Origin of the sequence: Variovorax sp. LjRoot84 (assembly GCF_964254305.1) — a bacterium.
Classification (GTDB): Bacteria; Pseudomonadota; Gammaproteobacteria; order Burkholderiales; family Burkholderiaceae_C; genus Variovorax.
The window spans coordinates 542,251-561,147 of the sequence record NZ_CAXUTE020000002.1 but is presented as its reverse complement, the minus strand read 5'-3'; the positions used below and the strand labels follow the sequence as shown (position 1 = coordinate 561,147).

Sequence of the window (18,897 nt, the reverse complement as noted above, 5' to 3'; positions counted from 1 at the left end):
AGATCCACGGTGTTCTTTCTGCAAGCTCCCCAAGTTCACGAGCTCGAGGTGTTCTCGCGAATGCCCGAAATCTTCCGGCGGCGCAAGACAAGCGCGTGGGCCGACGCCAACCGTGGCGGCCAAGTCACGGACTCGTTTCTCGAAGGACCGGTTTTCGATGACGCCGGAAACCTTTACGTAGCCGATATTCCCTTTGGGCGCATCTTCCGCATCGACCCCGCGGGTGCATGGACACAGGTGACCGAGTACGACGGCGAGCCCAACGGGATGAAGTTTCTGGATGCGCACACCCTGCTCGTCACCGACTACAAGAACGGTCTCATGTGCATCGACGTGCGGGATGGCGCCGTCACACCGTATCTGCAGCGGCGCAATAGCGAAGGCTTCAAGGGCGTCAACGACTTGGTGCTCGACGAACAGGGGAACATCTACTTCACTGACCAGGGCCAGACCGGGTTGCACGACCCGACCGGGCGTCTTTACCGGTTGCGACCGGACGGCCAACTCGACCTGTTGCTGGCCAACGTGCCCAGCCCGAACGGCGTGGCACTGTCACCGGATGGCAAGCTGCTCTACCTCGCCGTAACCCGCGGCAACTGTGTGTGGCGCGTGCCGCTTCTGACCGACGGGAGCGTGGCGAAGGTAAGTCAGTTCTTCACGTCGTACGGTCCGAGCGGCCCGGACGGCCTTGCCGTGGACGCACAGGGGCGCCTGCTGGTTGCGAACCCTGGGCTTGGCTATGTCTGGGTGCTCAATGCGCGTGGCGAACCCGTGATCGTGTTTCGCGGCCCGACAGGCGCTTCGACGACGAATCTGGCCTTTGGCGGCAGTGGAAGGTCGACTGTTTTCGTCACCGATTCGACGCATGGTCAGGTGCTTATGGCCGCGCTCGATTCCGCAGGGCTTGTATTGCATCGCGGTCGCAACACCGATGGCTTTGCTTGATTCCTGGGCGATTTGATCAAGGCGCAGAGCCTGAGACGCGTTAGCTTCGCCCTGGCGCAGCACATCTTCAGTAGACAAGTTCTCCACCGTGCCGGTGGACAAGGCTGTGGAAAACGACGTGCACATCGCGGCAGACTGTTGTCACGCGGGCGTCACCATGCTCTGCCTGCAAAAGCGGCATCGCGCCCCCTGAAATTGAGACAGCCGCCGGCATCGAGGATGCCGGCCAATCTGGGCGGGTGCCGAAGCGACCTCTACCAGCGCCGGCCGACTGTCAGTCTGAAGCATGACGCATTCGTATGACGCCGGGATTAAGTGACGGTTCCAATGCACAACGGCAGCGCACTGCCGTGCTCGATCAGCGGCGAGGCTGCAATGGAGCCGCTGGTGCTGCTCGCCGAGATCGTGCCGGCGGCGCAGTACCTGACGCTCGGCTTGGTCCAAGAGGTCGTGGACGACGCCGGCCCTGGGCGCGCGGGTGGCAGCGATCTGCGCGCATGCGTCGCAGTGGTCGCCGACCTCTGTAGCGGTCACCAAGCGTGGTGGAAGGAAATGGGCGACGAGCTGTTCGCCCGGGCCGCCACTGCCGGCGCCTACCTGGGCGCCAGGAAGTTCACCAAGCGTAAGCCAGCAGCCGTACCCTGATGGCGCACGCGGACGGCGTGCAGCCATCCTGGCTGCGGCTACGATTCGATTTTGATCCACAGGCCGCCATGCTTCCCCGCGTTGACGAAGAAGTCACATTCCGCAAGTTGGAGATTCTTCTGGCCTTCATGGAGGCCGGCAATCTCGCCCGCGCGGCCGAAAAGCTCGAGATCAGCGCCGTCAGCGTGCACCGCGCCTTGCATTCGCTGGAAACTGGGCTGCGCTGCGCGCTGTTCCGGCACGAAGGCCGCAACCTGCACCCGACTGAAGCCGCTCATGCGCTGGCCGAGGTGGCCCGCGAGGTGCTTCGCACGATGTCCGCGGGCATCCGCGCCACGCGAGAAGTCGCCGGCTACTCGGCCGATCGGATCCGCATCGGCTCGCTCTATTCCCTGACGAGTCGCACGGTGCCGCAGCTGATCATGGGAATGAAGCTGCGCAAGCCGGAACTGCACACCGAGCTCGTCCTGGGGTCCAATGCCGACCTGCTGCTGAAGTTGCGGGACGGCGCGATCGATGCCGCCCTCATGGCGATCCCCGAGGATGCTTCCGACGTCGAATCGGAGCCGCTGTTCCAGGACGACATCCAGTTCGCCGCGCCAGTGGATTCTCCTTATTCGGCGCAGAAGGAGATCGACCTGAGCGCCTGCGCCAGCGAACGCTTCGTGAGCCTGAGCGAAGGCTTCGTCACCTACAGCGGTTTCATGGAGTCGTTTCGTGTTGCCGGCTTCACACCGAACGTGGTGATGAAGACCGGGGACATCTTCTCCCTCATGAACCTGGTCAGCGGTGGCGTCGGCTACACGCTGTTGCCAGGCCGTGTGCGCGGCGCCATGCCCCAGAAGGTGCAGTTGATCCCGTTGCAGCCCAGGTACCTGATGCGCCAGACCATCGCGCTCAACTTCCTGCGCACGCGCGAACGCGATCCCAACCTGCTCGCGTTGCTGTCAGTGTGCCGCCTGGCGAAAGCGGAACTCGGCTGAACGGGAGCCATCGACTGGGCTCGGGTTAACCCTCGATCGTTTCACTTCGCGTAAGGATCGACGCGACAGCTTCATTGATCGTCCCGGAGGGGGTGCGTACCTTACGCACCCAGATGCACAGCCGATGCGTCGAACCCCAAAACCCCCGGAGACGCATTGATGAGTTCTCATTGGATCTCGATCTACGCCCTGGTTGGCATGTTCGTGCTCGCCACGGTGCTACCGATCAACATGGGCGTGATCGCCTTCGTCGGTGCCTTCCTGGTCGGCACGCTGGTGGCCGGCATGAACGCCAAGGCGATCATGGGCGGCTTCCCCGCCGACCTGTTCCTCACCCTGGTCGGCATCACCTACCTGTTTGCGCTGGCGCAGAACAACGGCACCATCGATTGGCTCGTCAAGCTGGCGGTGCGTGCGGTGCGCGGGCGCATCGCCGCGATTCCTTGGATCATGTTCTTCATCGCCGCGCTGCTCACTTCGGTGGGAGCGGTCAGCCCCGCGGCGGTGGCCATCATCGCGCCGATCGCGCTGGGCTTTGCCGCCAAGTACGGCATCAATCCACTGCTCATGGGACTCATGGTCGTGCACGGCGCGCAAGGCGGCGGCTTCTCGCCGATCAGCATCTACGGCGGCATCACCAACAAGATCGTCGCCAAGGCCGGCCTGCCGCTCAACGAGTTGGCGACCATGCTCGCCAGCCTCGGTGTCAACCTGTCCGTGTCGCTGCTGCTGTTCTTCCTCATGGGCGGCATGAAACTGCTGCGCCAGAAGGCCGACGTGACCGGCGCAGTGCCGGCAACGCGCCGCACGGCGCATGCACAGGGCGGAGCGCAAGTGTTCGGCGGCGCAGAGGCCGAATCGTTCGCGGAAGAGCGGCGCGTCGCGACTGCGGCTGGCGAGTCGCTCATGGACGCGGCGCCGGCGGTCCCGGCCGACCAGGGTTCGCGCCTCTACCAGATCGTCACCGTGCTGGGTCTGCTGGCGCTGGCCGTGCTGACGCTGTTCTTCAAGCAGGACATCGGCTTCGTCTCGATCACCATCGGCCTCTTGCTGACGCTGATGGCGCCCAATCTGCAGAAGCGCGCCCTGGGCCAGGTGTCATGGCCCGAGATCATGCTGATCGTGGGTGTCAGCACCTACGTGGGCGTGATGGACAAGATGGGCACGATCGATTTCGTCGGCCACAGCGTGGCCGGTCTTACCTCGCCCATGGTGGCCGCGTTGCTGCTGTGTTTCGTCGGCGCCGTGGTCTCGGCCTTCGCCTCGTCGACCGCGGTGCTCGGCTCGCTGATCCCGCTGGCGGTGCCGTTCCTGCAGGGCGACGCTGGCGTCAGCGCGGTCGGCTTCATCGCGGCGATGGCCGTGTCCTCGACCATCGTCGACGTCAGTCCGTTCTCTACCAATGGCGCGCTGGTGCTCGCCAATGCCAAGGGCGTGGACCGCGACGTGTTCTTCCGGCAGCTGATGGTGTACGGCGCCATCGTGACCCTGGTGGCCCCCGTGGTGGTGTGGCTGCTCTTCGTGGTGCTGTGAGGCGGCGCTCTCATTCGGCCGACATCCATTCAACCCCATCGGACTCCAATGAACTCCAGATCCTGGACCTCCAAGGCCGACGACCGCGCCGCCCGGTTGGCGCGCGCGGCCGCTGCCCTCGGGACTCGGCTCACCGGCAAACGCGTCGAAACGCAAGCGATCGCCACCCTGCTCGAAGCGGTGCTCTCGCCCGGCGACCGCGTCTGCCTCGAGGGCAACAACCAGAAACAGGCCGACTTCCTGGCGCAAGCGCTGGTGCAGGTCGATCCCCAGCGGGTCCATGGCCTGCACATGGTGCAGTCGGTGCTGGCACTGCCCGAGCATCTGGACATCTTCGAGAACGGCGTGGCCGCCCGGCTGGACTTCAGCTTCTCGGGGCCGCAGGGTGCACGCCTGGCCAAGCTGGTGTCGGCCGGCCGGATCGAGATCGGCGCCATTCATACCTACCTCGAGCTTTTTGCGCGCTACTTCGTCGACCTGACACCCAAGGTCGCGCTGGTCGCGGCGCAAGCGGCGGACGCCGAAGGCAATCTCTACACCGGCCCCAACACCGAGGACACGCCGGCCATCGTCGAGGCCACGGCGTTCTCGGGCGGCATCGTGATCGCCCAGGTCAACGAACTGGTCGACGGCAAGACCACGACGCTGCCGCGCATCGACATCCCGGCCGACTGGGTGAGCTTCGTCGTGAAGGCGCCTCGCCCCAATTTCATCGAGCCGCTGTTCACACGCGACCCCGCGCAGATCAGCGAAGTCCAGATCCTGATGGCGATGATGGCGATCAAGGGCATCTACGCCGAGTACGGCGTGCAGCGTCTGAACCACGGCATCGGCTTCGACACCGCGGCCATCGAGCTGCTGCTGCCGACCTATGCCGAGTCGCTCGGCCTCAAGGGCAAGATCGGCAAGCACTGGGCGTTGAACCCGCATCCGGCGCTGATCCCGGCGATCGAGGCGGGATGGGTCGAATCGGTGCACTCCTTCGGCTCCGAGCTCGGCATGGAGGACTACATCCGCGCGCGCTCCGACGTGTTTTTTACCGGCCCCGACGGCAGCCTGCGCAGCAACCGGGCGTTCTGCCAGGCGGCCGGCCACTACGCCTGCGACATGTTCATCGGCTCGACCTTACAGATCGATCTCGACGGCAACAGCTCCACCGCGACGCTGGGCCGCATCGCCGGCTTCGGCGGTGCGCCCAACATGGGCGCCGATGCGCGCGGCCGGCGCCATGCCAGCCCGGCTTGGCTCAAGGCCGGGCGCGAGGCGCGTGCCGGGCGTACCGGCGCCGCCGGCACGCCGCGCGGCCAGAAGCTGGTCGTGCAGATGGTCGAGACCTTCCGCGAGCACATGCAGCCGGCCTTCGTTGAAAAGCTCGACGCCTGGACGCTCCAGGAGCAGGCCGGCATGGCGCTGCCGCCGATCATGATCTACGGCGACGACGTCTCGCACATCCTGACCGAGGAAGGCATCGCCAACCTGCTGCTGTGCCGCAGCGACGCGGAGCGCGAGCAGGCGATCCGCGGCGTGGCCGGCTACACCGCGGTCGGTCTGGCGCGCGACAGGCGCGCAGTGGAGAACCTGCGCGACCGCGGCGTCATCCGCCGGCCGCAGGACCTGGGGATCGACCCTCGCCAGGCCACGCGCAACCTGCTGGCCGCCCGCAGCATGCGCGACCTGGTGCGCGCCTCGGGCGGGTTGTACCAACCACCCAAGCGCTTCAGAAACTGGTAGCAGGAGATCCGACCATGAGCGACGTTCCCGCAGGGCTCGAAACCCTGGACTTTTTCTTCTCCGGCGGCCGGCCGGCCGGCGCCTTCGCGCCGGTGCTGGTCGGCGTCGTCGGCTCCGGCAACCTCGAGGTGATGCTCGAGGCCGCCGACGGCAACGACTGCGCCGTGCGTGTCGAGACCTCGGCGCGCGGCTTCGGGCCGATCTGGCAGGCCGTGATGAACGACTTCCACGCGCGCCATCCGCTGGCAGGCGTGCGCGTCTCGATCAACGACATGGGCGCCACGCCCGCGGTGGTGAGCCTGCGGCTCGACCAGGCCGTAGCCGAGATCACCGGAGGCAAGCCATGATCAGCTATGCCGAATGCTCGGCGCGCGAGCGGCTGGCGCTGCTGCTCGATCCCGGCAGTTTTCATGAGTGGCTGCCACCGAGCGAACGGGTCACCAGCCCGCACCTGGCGCAGCTCGGCGTGCCCTCGGCCTTCGACGACGGTGTGGCGATCGGCCGCGCGACGCTCGACGGCCGCGAGGTCTTCGTGGCCGCGCAGGAAGGCGCGTTCATGGGCGGCGGCGTCGGCGAAGTCCATGGCGCCAAGCTGGTCGGACTGCTGCAGCGCGCCCTGCGCGACCGGCCGGCCGCGGTGCTGTTGCTGGCCGAATCGGGCGGCGTGCGATTGCACGAGGCCAATGCCGGACTGATCGCGGTGTCGGAAGTAATGCGCGCACTGCTCGATGTGCGTGCCGCCGGCATCCCGGTGATCGTGCTGATCGGCGGCGCCAACGGCTGCTTCGGCGGCATGGGCATCGTGGCGCGCTGTGCCGACCACATCGTGATGAGCGATGCGGGGCGCCTGGCGATGTCGGGGCCCGAGGTGATCGAGGCATCCCACGGCGTGGAGGAATTCGATTCGCGCGACCGTGCGCTGGTCTGGCGCACGACCGGCGGCAAGCACCGCTGGCTGACCGGCGACTGTGACGCGCTGGTCGAGGATGACGTCGCGGACTTTCGCGCGGCGGCTGTCGCAGCGATCGATGCGTCGAAGCCATTGACCCTCGCGGCGCTGGAGGAGGAGCACGCGTTGCTCACGGAGCGCCTGCACGCACTGCCCTCTGACACGGTCGGCCGCGATGAAGCGACGCTGCTCTGGAGCGCACTCGGCATCGCCGACGCGCAGCGGGTCCCGGAGCTTCCGGTGGAAGCCGTGCGCGCGCTGCGCGCTTACTAACCGAGGCGCATCACATGCAATGGAATTCCCTTGTCACCCAGCTCTTCGGCTCCTACCACGGCATGCGCGCGGACGGCGACTTTCTACAGGGCGAGGTGATATTCGAAGGCGAACCGCTCACAGTGATCGGCACCACGAATCATGCGCCGATCGGGGTCCGTCTCGCGCTTGCGCAGGCCCGCGTGGTGCTCGACACCATCACGCAGCACGCAGGTCGGCCGATCCTGCTACTGATCGACACCCAGGGTCAGCAACTGCGCCGACGCGATGAATTGCTCGGCATCAACCGTGCGATGGCGCACCTCGGCGCGAGCATCGACCTGGCGCGGCGCCGCGGCCATCGGGTGATCGGCCTGGTGTACGACCAGGCCCTCTCCGGCGGCTTCATCACCTCGGGGTTGATTGCCGACGCCTGCTACGCGCTGCCGGATGCCGAGATCCGGGTGATGCGCATTCCCGCCATGGCACGCGTGACCAAGCTGCCGGAGGACAAGCTTACGGCGCTGTCTCAATCCAACCCGGTGTTCGCACCGGGCGTGCGGAACTACGTGGCGATGGGGGGCGTGCGTGCGCTGTGGGAGGGAGACTTGCAGGCCGCGCTGCACGATGCGCTGGCCCATACGCCGACGCAAGATCGGCGCGCGCAGGACGGCGCCGAGCGCGGTGGACGCCAGCTTGCCGCCGCAGTCGTTAAGCGGGTGCTGGACGCCGCCTGACCGTCGCAAGCGCCATGGTCTTCCTGCGCCGCCACCAACTCGCCCGGCTCTCGGAGGCTGGGTGGACCGCCGTCCTCGCCCGGCCCTGGGACAGGCATGCGCGCGACTGCCTGACGCATTGGGCGACGCATCGACTGCCGCTGGTGGTGACACGTCAGTCAATCGACGCCGCCGCCAACGGATGGATCGCACTGGGTCTGCCGTCGCCTGCGCGTTGGGAAAAGCGTCGGCTGGCGCTGCAGGTGCCGCGCGCTGCGGTGCTTGGCCTTGACGAGTTCCCGCGCCTTGCCGAAATCCAAGGGCTGCTGCCGCCGTCGGCGCGACGCGCGGTGAGCGATCTTGGTGACGAGCTCGACGCGTGCCATGCGGCAGCGCGCGTCTTCGGAAGCTACGGCTGGCAAGCGATCAGCGGTCTCGATCACGTGCGGCCAGACTCCGATCTCGACATGTGTTTGGCGGTCGACGGAGCGGCGCACGGGGATGCTGTGACGCGTGCGCTCCAGTCCTTCGGCACCACACGGCCCCGGCTGGACGGCGAGCTCGTGTTCGGCGACGGCGCGGCGGTGGCGTGGCGCGAATGGGCCGCATGGCGCGCCGGACGCACGCGGGCGGTGATGGTCAAGCGAATGGACGGCGTGACCCTGCAGCGCGACACCGCATGGTGCCAACGTGTCGCATTGCCGGAGTTGGACGAATGACGACCGTTGCGCTTTCATTGCAACCGGATCCGCGGCTCACGCCCGCGGCGATCGGGCGCGCGGCCACGCTTGCGCTGTATGACGAGCTGTCGCTGACACCCAAGCCCGGACTGGTGACATTGATCGACCGCGGCAGCCACGAAGACATGGACGCGCACACCTTCATGCGCAGCCTGTTCGCGCTGCGCCGCTACTTCGCCCAGATCGCCGAAGCCGGCTTCGGCGGCGCAGATTTCGCCCTGCTGGAGCGGTACGGTATTGCCGCGGAAGCACGCATGCTCGCCGCCACCGGTGGCATCAACACGCATCGCGGCGCGATCTTCATGCTCGGCCTGCTGTGCGCCGCGGCGGGCGCCGCCCTGCGTGAGCACGGCGGCGCATTGCATCCACTTCAACTGCGTGATGCGTTGCGCCGGGACTGGGGCGATGCCCTGGCCACGCGCAGCCGACGCCCGCCCACCCTGCCCGGGGGCATCGCCGCACGCCGTCACGGCCTGCGCAGCGCGTCCGAAGAGGCGGCGCTGGCGTTCCCGGTGCTGTTCGAGACGGCGCTACCCGCGCTGAGGGCCGCGCTGGCCCGCGGCCTGACGTCGCAACAGGCTCGGCTCGACACCTTGTTCCACATCATGGCCGTCCTGGACGACAGCAATCTCGCGCACCGCGGCGGCCTCGACGGCCTGCGCCACGCCCAGCGTGCTGCGCGCGGCTTTCTGGATCGAGGGGGCATTGCGCGGCCGGACGGCATTCAGGAGGCGAGAGCCATTGCAAAAGCCTTTGTCGCGAGGCGACTGTCGCCCGGTGGCGCGGCAGACACGCTCGCCGCGGCCTGCTGGATCACTCGCGTGTGTTCAAGCCAATGAGCTTTGCTCTGGTTTTTTCCGGCCAGGGAACCCAGCATCCTGCGATGCTGCCCTGGTTGGCGGACGATGAACACGTGCGCGACACGTGCGCGCGCCTCGGCGTCGACGACTGGCGGCGCGCCCTCGCGGATCCTGACTGGGCAGAGCGCAACGACAACGCGCAGACGCTGCTGACGGGCCTCGCCTTGGCGGCCTGGGGTCAATTGGCGCCACTCATTTCGTCGCCGGCGGCAGTGGCCGGCTACAGCGTCGGCGAGTTGGCGGCCTTCAGTGCGGCCGGCGTGATCGAGCCCGCCACGGCTGCGGCCCTGGCGCCCCTGCGGGCCGAGGCCATGGATCGGTGCGCTGCTCGCGTGCCCGGCGGGCTCCTCGCCGTCAGCGGTATTTCCGAGCCGGAGCTCGAGCGGCTGCGCGTCGAGGCCGGCCTTGAGCTCGCCATCCGCAATGGCGGCCCGAACGCGATCCTCGGCGGCCCGCTGGTCGCGTTGGAAAACGCCGAACGCATGGCCCTGGCCGCCGGCGCGCAGTGCACGCGCTTGCGGGTCAATGTGGCATCGCACACGTCCTGGATGCGCGATGCAGCAGAGAGTTTCTCGCCCACGCTGGCGGACGTGCCGTTTCGCGCACCTCAAGTCGTGTTGTTCAGCAATGCGGGAGACCGCATCCGGGATGCAGCGTCGGCCCGGGCTGCGTTGGCCGCCCAGATCGCCAGAACTGTTCGCTGGGACGAATGCATGGAAAACGTCATGGCGCGTCAGGTTCGTTGCGTGCTGGAAATTGGTCCTGGCCAGGCGCTGGCGCGCATGTGGAATCAGCGCTACCCCAGCGTCCCGGCTCGCGCTTGCGACGACTTCCGCAGTGCTTCAGCGATTGCAGCTTGGCTGAACAGCCATGCGGACCGATAAATTGGCCAGTCCGCCCGACTTCTTGAATCGAGGCCATAGGAGATCTACCGTGAACGAGAACGATGCAAAGACCCGTCTGTTTCCAGTCCCAGACATGAAGGATGCCCATGTGTGCGGCATGGCCGCCTACGACAAGCTGGTGGCCGAGGCCGAGGCCGACTACAGCGGCTACTGGTCGCGCCTCGCCCGTGAATTCCTGCACTGGAGAACGCCGTTCACCCAAGGACTCGACGACAGCCAGGCGCCCTTCTTCACCTGGTTCGAGGACGGCACGTTGAACGTGTCGTACAACTGCCTCGACCGCCACGTCGAGCGCGGCCTGGGCGACAAGACCGCCATCATCTTCGAAGCCGACGACGGACAGGTGATGCGGGCCAGCTACCGCGAGCTTCTCGCGCGCACCTGCCGCATGGCCAATGCCCTGAAGGCGCTCGGCGTCAGGAAGGGCGATCGCGTCGTCATCTACATGTCGATGGGCATCGAAGGCGTGGTCGCGATGCAGGCCTGTGCGCGCATCGGCGCCACGCATTCGGTGGTCTTCGGCGGCTTCTCGGCGCAAAGCCTGCGCGACCGCATGCAGGATGTCGGCGCGGTGATGGTCATCACCGCCGACGAGCAGCTGCGCGGCGGCAAACAGCTGCCGCTCAAGGCCATCGTCGATGACGCCATCGCACTGGGCGGCTGCGAGAGCGTGAAGAACGTCGTCGTCCATCGGCGCACCGGCGGCAAGATCGGCTGGGATCCGTCGCGTGACCGCTGGCTGCACGAGGAGATGCAGAACCAGGCAGAGACCTGCGACCCCGAATGGGTGGGCGCCGAGCATCCGCTGTTCGTGCTCTACACATCGGGCTCGACCGGCAAGCCCAAGGGCGTGCAGCATTCCAGCGGCGGCTACCTGCTGCATGCGGTGCTGACCACGAAGTGGACGTTCGACCTGAAGCCACAGGACGTGTTCTGGTGCACCGCCGACATCGGCTGGGTCACGGGCCACACCTACATCACCTACGGCCCTCTCGCACTGGGCGCGACCGAGGTCGTATTCGAGGGCGTGCCCACCTATCCCGATGCGGGCCGCTTCTGGAAAACGATCCAGGATCACAAGGTCAGCGTGTTCTACACCGCGCCCACTGCGATCCGCTCGCTGATCAAGGCGGCGGAGGCCGACGAGGCGGTGCATCCGAAGCGCTACGACCTGTCGAGCCTGCGGATCCTGGGTTCTGTCGGTGAGCCGATCAACCCCGCGGCCTGGGAGTGGTTCCACCAGCACATCGGCGGCGGCCGCTGCCCGATCGTCGACACCTTCTGGCAGACGGAGACCGGCGGCCATATGATCACGCCGCTGCCGGGAGCCACACCGCTGGTCCCGGGTTCCTGCACCCTGCCCTTCCCGGGCATCGCTGCGGCCATCGTCGACGAGACGGGCACTGACGTGCCCAATGGCCAGGGAGGCATCCTGGTGGTGAAGAAGCCTTGGCCGAGCATGATCCGGACGATCTGGGGCGACCCGGAGCGCTTCAAGACGAGCTACTACCCGCCCGAACTCAAGGGCTACTACCTCGCGGGCGACGGCGCGATTCGCGATGCAACGACCGGCTACTTCACGATCACCGGCCGCATCGACGATGTGCTCAACGTCTCGGGGCATCGGATGGGCACGATGGAGATCGAATCGGCGCTGGTGTCTTGCACCGATCTGGTGGCGGAAGCCGCGGTGGTCGGCCGTCCCGACGAAACCACGGGCGAGGCGATCTGTGCCTTCGTCGTGCTGAAGGGTCCCCGCCCGAGCGGCGAGGAGGCGAAGAAAATCGCCAATGAACTGCGCAACTGGGTCGCCAGGGGGATCGGCCCGATCGCCAAGCCCAAGGACATCCGCTTCGGCGACAACCTGCCGAAGACGCGCAGCGGCAAGATCATGCGCAGGCTGCTGCGCTCGGTCGCCAAGGGCGAAACCATCACGCAGGACACGTCGACGCTGGAGAACCCGGCGATTCTGGAGCAGTTGGCCACGAGGAACTGAGGGAACTGAGACGGTCGATGTGGCCTTCGGCCCGACCGATGTACCTCTCGACCATATGGCGCGACTTCACCTCGACCCTGCGTGGAAGTTCGCCAACCCATCAATCAACATCCCATGCCCTTCGACAAAGTCTCCCCCGGCAAAGACGCTCCTGAAGCCTTCAACGTCATCATCGAAATCCCGATGAATGCCGACCCGATCAAGTACGAAGTCGACAAGGAATCCGGCGCGATCTTCGTCGACCGCTTCATGACGACCGCGATGCACTACCCGACCAACTACGGCTACGTGCCGCAGACGCTCTCGGGCGACGGCGATCCGGTCGACGTGCTGGTCATCACCCCGTGGGCGCTGGTGCCGGGCGTCGTGGTGCCGTGCCGCCCGATCGGCATCCTGATGATGGAAGACGAGGCCGGCGTCGACGGCAAGGTGCTCGCGGTGCCGACCGACAAGGTGCTGCCGATCTACAGCCACTGGAAGAAGGTCGAAGACGTGAACCCGATGCGCCTGAAGGCCATCACGCACTTCTTCGAGCACTACAAGGACCTCGAAGCCGGCAAGTGGGTCAAGGTGCTGGGCTGGGAAGGCATCGACGCCGCCAGGAAGGAAATCATGGACGGCATTTCCCGAAACATCCAACGCACGCCGGAGACACCATGAGACTGATTTTGTTGGGCGCCCCCGGGGCAGGCAAAGGCACGCAAGCGGCCTTCATTTGCCGGAAGTACGGCATTCCTCAAATCTCGACCGGCGACATGCTGCGCGCCGCCGTCAAGGCCGGTACACCGCTCGGGCTCCAGGCCAAGGCCGTGATGGATGCCGGCGCCCTGGTGAGCGACGACCTGATCATCGACCTCGTCAAGGAACGCATCGCGTTGCCGGATGCGCCCAGGGCTTTCTGTTCGATGGCTTCCCGCGCACCATTCCGCAGGCCGAGGCCATGCGCTCGGCGGGCGTCAAGATCGACTACGTACTCGAGATCGACGTGCCTTTTGCCGACATCATCGAACGCATGAGCGGGCGCCGCTCGCATCCGGCGTCGGGGCGCATCTACCACGTCAAGTTCAACCCGCCGAAGACCGAAGGCAAGGACGACCTCACGGGCGAAGACCTGATCCAGCGCGAGGACGACAAGGAAGAAACCGTGCGCAAGCGGCTCGAGGTCTACAGCCAGCAGACCCGGCCGTTGGTCGACTACTACTCGGCCTGGGCCAAGGCGGACCCGGCCGCAGCGCCGAAGTACCGCGCCATCAGCGGCGTCGGCACGATCGACCAGAAGAACAACATGGTGAACACAGACGATGCACGAGCCTCGATTGAAAACGGCGAGCGAATTGAATCTGCTTACCGCAAAGCAGCCGCCTGTCGCCGACCGTTGATTGCCGCCAACCACTGTCCCTCTGACGCGGACAAGCATCGACTCAGCAGCGCATGGCTGCCGCTCATGCGCCAAGGGCGGCTATTGATGGTAGGGCGCCCCTCAGTGATCTTGATCGAGCGGTCGAGACCGACCCAAAGGAGCCTGTGGCGGCCTTCTGGCCTACAGCGGTCGTTGGCGAGGGCGTTGCATCGGCCGGGATGAGCTCGAAGTCGAACAGCAGCTTTCCGGGTGCCCGATCAAATGGCCTCCTCCCAGAAGCGAGTTGTCGGGAAAGGGTCAGCAAGCTCGCTTGTTGCGAACGTTTCTCACAGCACCGCTGACCCATTGCATGCCCAGCGACACGGGCGAGCGCTCCGCCGGTTTAGAAATTGCGGTGAAGATCGCCCAAGCGGCATCTGCCTCGGCTGGCACCATCCTTGGCGAAACGCCTTGGGTCGAAAGAGCCGGCTATAGCAGAGGTCGCTCCCGCTGGGGAATTCATGTCTGTGATGGCTGTCGTAGGCGCTCAAGGGGTCGCGTAGTTCCTCTTTCGTAGCAAGTCCGCGAAAGCTGTGCGGTGCTACCAGGAAGCGTCCCGTTAAGTCCGTGCGCCCTCGTCTTAGCAGACTGACCTTGACCTTCCGGTCGAGGTTGGGATGCGCGAAGATGATTGTCACGCACACGACGCGGCGACAGATATGTTTACTATCCTGAACTATACTCTGATCAATATATTGACCATAATTTAGTAAAGTAAATTATACTTTCTGCACCATGCCTATCCTCAACGAACTCGCCACACTGGTGAAACGCCAGCGCGCCGAGATGGGCCTGACGCAGGAGCGCCTGGCCGAGCTTGCCGGTCTTTCCAGGGTAACCATCAACCAACTCGAAACCGGAAAAATTGGCAACCTGAGCCTTATCAACGCAGAGCAGCTCGCCAACGTTGTTGGCTATGGGTTGGGTGTGATCGGTGTGCGCAAGGCCAAGGATGACGTTTCCCAAGCATTGGAAATCGCTGCGAAGACGGCAAGCGTCAGCTACACCGATCCAATCCCGCCAGAAACGCTTCGATTGGCCATCCTGCATGGGGTTGTTGCTCCGAATTACATTCCGCAGTTGAGGGTGCTCCTGGACGAGGCCCCGGTGGGCGTGCTTTCGGACATCACGAGGCAACTCGAGCGAGAAGACGGTGTGCGCCCCCGGTCGACGTGGCAAAAAATGCGCCAGTTGGCGGCTGCCCTGGGTTGCACACGAGGAATCTGGTCGTGAGTGCCCCAGACTTCACGCGCCCGGGAGTCTGGCAAGAGTTGCTCGCGCAAGCGCTGCAACTTACCGATCACCTGGCCGATGTAGTGCGCAACCCAACCTGGAGTTTCGGTGGCGGCACCGTTCTCATGCTGCGTCTGAATCACCGCTTCAGCAAGGACATCGACCTGTTTGTGCCCGACCCGCAGTACCTTGGTCACTTCTCCCCTCGCCTCACAGACGTCGCCGAAGCCCTGACCACGGAGTACGAGGAGGCTGCAGAGTACACAAAGCTGTTCCTGCCGGCGGGCGAGATCGACATCGTCGTGGGCACTTCGCTGACCGACAACGCCTGGGACGCCGTGCAGTACCAGGGCCGAACCATACGCGTGGAATCCTGCGCGGAAATCGTCGCCAAGAAGATGCATCACCGCGGAAACTTGGCCAAGGCGCGAGACCTTTTCGACCTCTGCGCCGTCGCAGACATGGAGCCGGAGGCGATTGAAGTCGCGCGACCGTTCTTTGTGAAGCACGGGAAAGCATTCCTGCAGCGCCTGCGGGATTACAAGGACTTGGCGAATGACGAGTTCGACAAGATCGACCGGCTCGCGTACGACCGATCGTTTGACTACTGCTTGGGGCGTGCGGAAGGCCTATTGGCCAGTCCAGGATCCGGGCGGCCTTGAGTTCGCCGACACCCGGCACCTGATGCGTTCGACCACAGCGAAAAGCGTCGACACGCCGGCGCGCTCGAGCCGGGCGGCGAGCGAAGGATGGAGCCAGGCCGCAACGCTGTCGCCCTAGCCGCGGATCCTGCCCACCGGGCCCTCGCGCCGCTTGCAGTTGGTGGTCGATGACTCGGGCGTGACGCTTGGCCCCCCTTGACCTCTTCTTGGCCAAGTGCGTTGCGAACCGAGAGAAAGACCGGAATTTCAATCGTGCGCTGCTTGCGTCGGGCATCGTGAAGTTCGATGAAGCGGTCCAACGGGCTTCGTTGTTGCCGGTCAGCAAGGATGCCCAGGAAAGGGTCGTGGCGCTCATCCATCGGCTCGCAGCGTAGGCCGGTGTCAAGGTGCCCTAGGACAGCTGGCCCTGAAGTCGACAGCCTGATGTCCGGGCGGGTCGCAGGCCTCAGTCGGTACTCTGGAACGACCCGGATAAAATAGTTGGTGATGACGACCTCCGTGACCACGAACAAGCTTTCCAACGACGGCTTCCGCTATGTCAAGAAGACCGTCGGGACCATCATCGACACCCCCCGCGCCGAATCCATGATGTCGTGCTTCCGCTGCGGCAAGTTCAAGCTGCGTAACCTTCTGGTCTCCAAGCGATTTCTCGGCAAGAACATGCTGGTGTGCGCAGAGAAGTGCACGGGTTAATTCCTGCGCGGCGACTCGCTCAATAGCAGCCCGGGTACACGGCTGGTTGACGGTCGAGCGTTCAGTTCCCTTGCTCGACGGCAGTGCCCTTGAGCTCCTGCCCAACCTCCTCGCACCGACGGCACAACGCCGACAAGAGCGACAACCGGTCATGTAGACGGCATCGCGGGCAGAGACCGCGGCTCGTTCGGCGAACACGGACTCCGACCGACGCGCCCGCAGCCACCCCGACGCGTGCGACACCGAAGAAATCCCTCATCTCGTCCGGCATCACCAGGAAGAGCTCCTCTGAGCAAGGCAGTGTGACCTCCAGCTCAAGCTGGGCTGCGCTCTTCAAACCGTTGGCCAGACCCGCCTCCACATGTTGGTGGACCCGGTGTTTGACACCGCTCAGCTGTTCGTAGGCCGCCCGCAACTCGACAGCTCGCTCCACCTTCGGCATTTGCAGTCCCTCGAGCGTCAGAAGCAAGGCCGAGGCCTCGGCACAGCCCATGGGCTTGCGGACCAACTGGAAGACCTCTTCAGCCGTGAATGGCAGCACCGGCACCAACAGCCGCATGAGCGTGTCCAGCACCCGGCCGAGCACAAACTGCGCTTCACGCCGGCGGGCAGAGTTCGCGGCGTCACAGTAGAGCGCATCCTTGACGGCCGTGAAGTAGTCGCTTGAGACCGCGTCGGCGTACTGCATCAGGGCAGCCGTTGCACCTGCGAAGTCGTAGCGTCCCGCGGCGGCCTGCACCGTGGCCACGAGCTGTTGGAGTTTGACGAGCTGCAGCCGATGCATCGAGTGCGTGAGCTCGACCGGCGCTTTGAACTCGAAGTCGACCAGGTTCTGCAGGCAGAACCGCAGCGTGTTACGCAGCTTGCGATAGCGCTCCACGGTACGTTCGAGCGACTGCGGGGATAGCTTCAGCTCCTTGGTGAAGTCTTGCTGCAGGGTCCAGAGCCTGAGCACGTCAGGGCTGTATCGCTTGAACATCTCGTCCATCGGCAGATAGTTCTTGCTCGACTTCGAATACTTGCGGCCGTGCTCATCCACGACAAAGCTATGGGTGAGCAGCGCCTTGTAAGGCGCCGGCCCGCCTGCGGCCACCGCTGTGAGCAAGGACGACTGGAACCAGCCGCGGTGCTGGTCAGAGCCCTCCAAGTAGACGTCCGCCGTCCTGCCAAAGCGTTTGCGCATCACGAGCTCGTGAGTCACGCCACTGTCGAACCAGACATCGAGGGTGCGACGTGGTCCGTCCGCCTGCCAGGCCTCGACGCCCTCCTCCACCACCCGCGCGAGCAGCGCGGCGTCCACTGCGTTGCCCGGGTCTGCAAGGGGTGTGCCCCACAGGCGATTGCGCGACAAGCACCAGGACGTCCGCGACCGCAGCATGCTCCCAAGCCGCTCGCGCGCCGTCTCCGGTACGAACTGCACCTCCTTCAACGCCGCGAGGGCGCGTGGCCCCACTTCCGCCAGTTCAAGAAACCATTCCTCTGATGCCTTGAAGAAGACGGGCCGCTTGTGCCGCCAGCAGTGCGGGTACTCGTGCTGGAGGCTCGTGCGGGAGTGCACCAGATCGCCCACACGCGCGAGGACGTGGTCCGACCCTTCGCGCAAAGTCATGCCCGCCATGTCGCCGTGCAGGAAGCGGCCACCCTCGTCGACGTAGTGCTCAACGCCCAGCCCGTGAGCTTCTCCGACTCGGAAGTCGTCCATCCCAAAGGCTGGCGCCAAGTGCACCAGGCCGGTTCCGCTCGACGTCACATAGTCCGCCGCCAGCAGGGGCACGAGGTCGCCCGTGTAAGGGCTGCGCGCGCGAAGGCCGTGCAGGTCGACGGCCACGCCCGTCATTGCTTCACCTGGCGGCTGTGCTCGGACAAGGGTCCTGCCGCCCTCCTCGACCGCTGCGTAGTCGAGCGCGGGATTGAAGGCCACCGCCTTGTTGGCAGGCAGGGTGTAGGGCGTGGTGGTCCACACCTGCAAGAACGTGTTTTCCTGTCCCTCCAGGGCGAAGAGGACCACCACGCTGTCTGATGTCCGCTCCTTGTACTCGACCTCCGCTTCGGCCAATGACGATGCGCAGTCCGGGCACCAGTGCACCGGACGCAGACGCTTCACCACCGACGGCAGCGCGCTGAAGAGGCGCGACGCGCCGGCTTCGAATTCGGGGTCGAGCGTGAGGTACGGCTGCTCCCAATCGGCTGCGACGCCGAAGGTGCGGAACTCGGCCGTCTGGCTGGCCACCTGGCCCTCGGCGTAGGCTCGGCACGACTCGACAAAGTCGCGCGTGTCGGCTTTGGAGTGCCCGAGCTTCTCCACTTCGAGCTCCACGGGGAGCCCGTGGCAGTCGAAGCCCGGCACATAGGGCGCGAAGTAGCCATCCAGGCGCTTGAACTTCACCAGGGCATCCTTGAGTGTCTTGTTGACGAAGTGACCAAGGTGCAGGGCACCGTTGGCATAGGGCGGCCCGTCGTGCAAGAGGAAGGTCGGCCGCTCCCCGGGGCTGCGATGTAGCGCATCGACGGTGGCGGGCGCGCCCCACAGGGCGAGATAGGAGGATTTGTCCGAGTGCACTTGCGCGAGCTCGAACGACGACTTGAAAAGATTGAGGCTGTACATGATTTCGGGTCCAGAAAAGCAAAAAGGCAGCGAGGGTGAGTCGCTGCCTT

17 protein-coding genes and 2 pseudogenes are annotated in these 18,897 nt (G+C 65.4%); 17 read left to right on the top strand and 2 right to left on the bottom strand.

The window, feature by feature from the left end; genetic code table 11:
• Positions 1 to 9 precede the first annotated feature (9 nt).
• From ACSQ9I_RS33395 to ACSQ9I_RS33320, 16 genes and pseudogenes are all read left to right on the top strand, one after another.
• Positions 10 to 945 carry an SMP-30/gluconolactonase/LRE family protein gene (locus ACSQ9I_RS33395; RefSeq protein ID WP_436316290.1) on the top strand — a complete coding sequence of 312 codons (936 nt, stop codon included), beginning with the start codon at positions 10 to 12 and terminating at the stop codon, positions 943 to 945.
• Positions 946 to 1,272: 327 nt separating this feature from the next.
• The gene (locus tag ACSQ9I_RS33390; RefSeq protein WP_436316289.1) at positions 1,273 to 1,590 is read left to right on the top strand and encodes a hypothetical protein; all 318 of its coding nucleotides are present in this window, start codon (positions 1,273 to 1,275) and stop codon (positions 1,588 to 1,590) included.
• Between the two features lie 68 nt (positions 1,591 to 1,658).
• Positions 1,659 to 2,573, top strand: a complete 915-nt coding sequence (locus ACSQ9I_RS33385) for a LysR family transcriptional regulator (protein ID WP_436316288.1) — start codon at positions 1,659 to 1,661, stop codon at positions 2,571 to 2,573.
• A gap of 159 nt (positions 2,574 to 2,732) precedes the next feature.
• Positions 2,733 to 4,106, top strand: coding sequence for an SLC13 family permease (locus ACSQ9I_RS33380; protein WP_436316287.1), 1,374 nt, complete (start codon positions 2,733 to 2,735; stop codon positions 4,104 to 4,106).
• A gap of 48 nt (positions 4,107 to 4,154) precedes the next feature.
• A complete protein-coding gene (gene mdcA / locus ACSQ9I_RS33375; RefSeq protein ID WP_436316286.1) occupies positions 4,155 to 5,837 on the top strand; it encodes a malonate decarboxylase subunit alpha in 1,683 nt (560 codons plus the stop codon).
• A gap of 14 nt (positions 5,838 to 5,851) precedes the next feature.
• On the top strand, positions 5,852 to 6,184 hold the full coding sequence (gene mdcC / locus ACSQ9I_RS33370; protein ID WP_436316285.1) for a malonate decarboxylase acyl carrier protein: 333 nt from the start codon (positions 5,852 to 5,854) through the stop codon (positions 6,182 to 6,184).
• On the top strand, positions 6,181 to 7,059 hold the full coding sequence (locus tag ACSQ9I_RS33365; RefSeq protein WP_436316284.1) for a biotin-independent malonate decarboxylase subunit beta: 879 nt from the start codon (positions 6,181 to 6,183) through the stop codon (positions 7,057 to 7,059). The genes mdcC and ACSQ9I_RS33365 overlap by 4 nt, the downstream gene beginning before the upstream one ends.
• A gap of 14 nt (positions 7,060 to 7,073) precedes the next feature.
• Positions 7,074 to 7,775 (top strand): biotin-independent malonate decarboxylase subunit gamma, encoded by a 702-nt coding sequence (gene mdcE, locus ACSQ9I_RS33360; RefSeq protein ID WP_436297595.1) that lies wholly within the window; start codon positions 7,074 to 7,076, stop codon positions 7,773 to 7,775.
• A gap of 14 nt (positions 7,776 to 7,789) precedes the next feature.
• Positions 7,790 to 8,473, top strand: a complete 684-nt coding sequence (gene mdcG / locus ACSQ9I_RS33355) for a malonate decarboxylase holo-[acyl-carrier-protein] synthase (protein WP_436316283.1) — start codon at positions 7,790 to 7,792, stop codon at positions 8,471 to 8,473.
• Positions 8,470 to 9,333 (top strand): triphosphoribosyl-dephospho-CoA synthase MdcB, encoded by an 864-nt coding sequence (mdcB, locus tag ACSQ9I_RS33350; protein WP_436316282.1) that lies wholly within the window; start codon positions 8,470 to 8,472, stop codon positions 9,331 to 9,333. The genes mdcG and mdcB overlap by 4 nt, the downstream gene beginning before the upstream one ends.
• Positions 9,318 to 10,238 (top strand): acyltransferase domain-containing protein, encoded by a 921-nt coding sequence (locus ACSQ9I_RS33345; RefSeq protein WP_436316281.1) that lies wholly within the window; start codon positions 9,318 to 9,320, stop codon positions 10,236 to 10,238. The genes mdcB and ACSQ9I_RS33345 overlap by 16 nt, the downstream gene beginning before the upstream one ends.
• A gap of 94 nt (positions 10,239 to 10,332) precedes the next feature.
• Positions 10,333 to 12,255 (top strand): acetate--CoA ligase, encoded by a 1,923-nt coding sequence (gene acs / locus ACSQ9I_RS33340; RefSeq protein ID WP_436317099.1) that lies wholly within the window; start codon positions 10,333 to 10,335, stop codon positions 12,253 to 12,255.
• A gap of 114 nt (positions 12,256 to 12,369) precedes the next feature.
• Positions 12,370 to 12,915: an inorganic diphosphatase gene (gene ppa / locus ACSQ9I_RS33335; protein ID WP_436316280.1), complete on the top strand. Its 546-nt coding sequence runs from the start codon at positions 12,370 to 12,372 to the stop codon at positions 12,913 to 12,915.
• Positions 12,912 to 13,531, top strand: a pseudogene (gene adk / locus ACSQ9I_RS33330) (adenylate kinase); the annotation flags it as partial. The gene ppa and the pseudogene adk, both read left to right, overlap by 4 nt.
• 858 nt (positions 13,532 to 14,389) lie before the next feature.
• On the top strand, positions 14,390 to 14,887 hold the full coding sequence (locus ACSQ9I_RS33325) for a helix-turn-helix transcriptional regulator (RefSeq protein WP_436316279.1): 498 nt from the start codon (positions 14,390 to 14,392) through the stop codon (positions 14,885 to 14,887).
• Positions 14,884 to 15,549, top strand: coding sequence for a nucleotidyl transferase AbiEii/AbiGii toxin family protein (locus ACSQ9I_RS33320; RefSeq protein WP_093110458.1), 666 nt, complete (start codon positions 14,884 to 14,886; stop codon positions 15,547 to 15,549). The genes ACSQ9I_RS33325 and ACSQ9I_RS33320 overlap by 4 nt, the downstream gene beginning before the upstream one ends.
• On the opposite strand, the pseudogene ACSQ9I_RS33315 reads toward ACSQ9I_RS33320, so the two are convergent.
• Positions 15,517 to 15,615, bottom strand: a pseudogene (locus tag ACSQ9I_RS33315) (hypothetical protein); the annotation flags it as partial. The gene ACSQ9I_RS33320 and the pseudogene ACSQ9I_RS33315 overlap by 33 nt on opposite strands.
• A gap of 420 nt (positions 15,616 to 16,035) precedes the next feature.
• On the opposite strand from ACSQ9I_RS33315, the gene ACSQ9I_RS33310 reads away from it, so the two are divergent.
• Positions 16,036 to 16,242 (top strand): hypothetical protein, encoded by a 207-nt coding sequence (locus ACSQ9I_RS33310; RefSeq protein ID WP_436307111.1) that lies wholly within the window; start codon positions 16,036 to 16,038, stop codon positions 16,240 to 16,242.
• 61 nt (positions 16,243 to 16,303) lie between these two features.
• Here ACSQ9I_RS33310 and ACSQ9I_RS33305 read toward each other — a convergent pair whose 3' ends face one another.
• A complete protein-coding gene (locus ACSQ9I_RS33305; RefSeq protein ID WP_436316278.1) occupies positions 16,304 to 18,847 on the bottom strand; it encodes an isoleucine--tRNA ligase in 2,544 nt (847 codons plus the stop codon).
• Between the last annotated feature and the right edge of the window lie 50 nt (positions 18,848 to 18,897).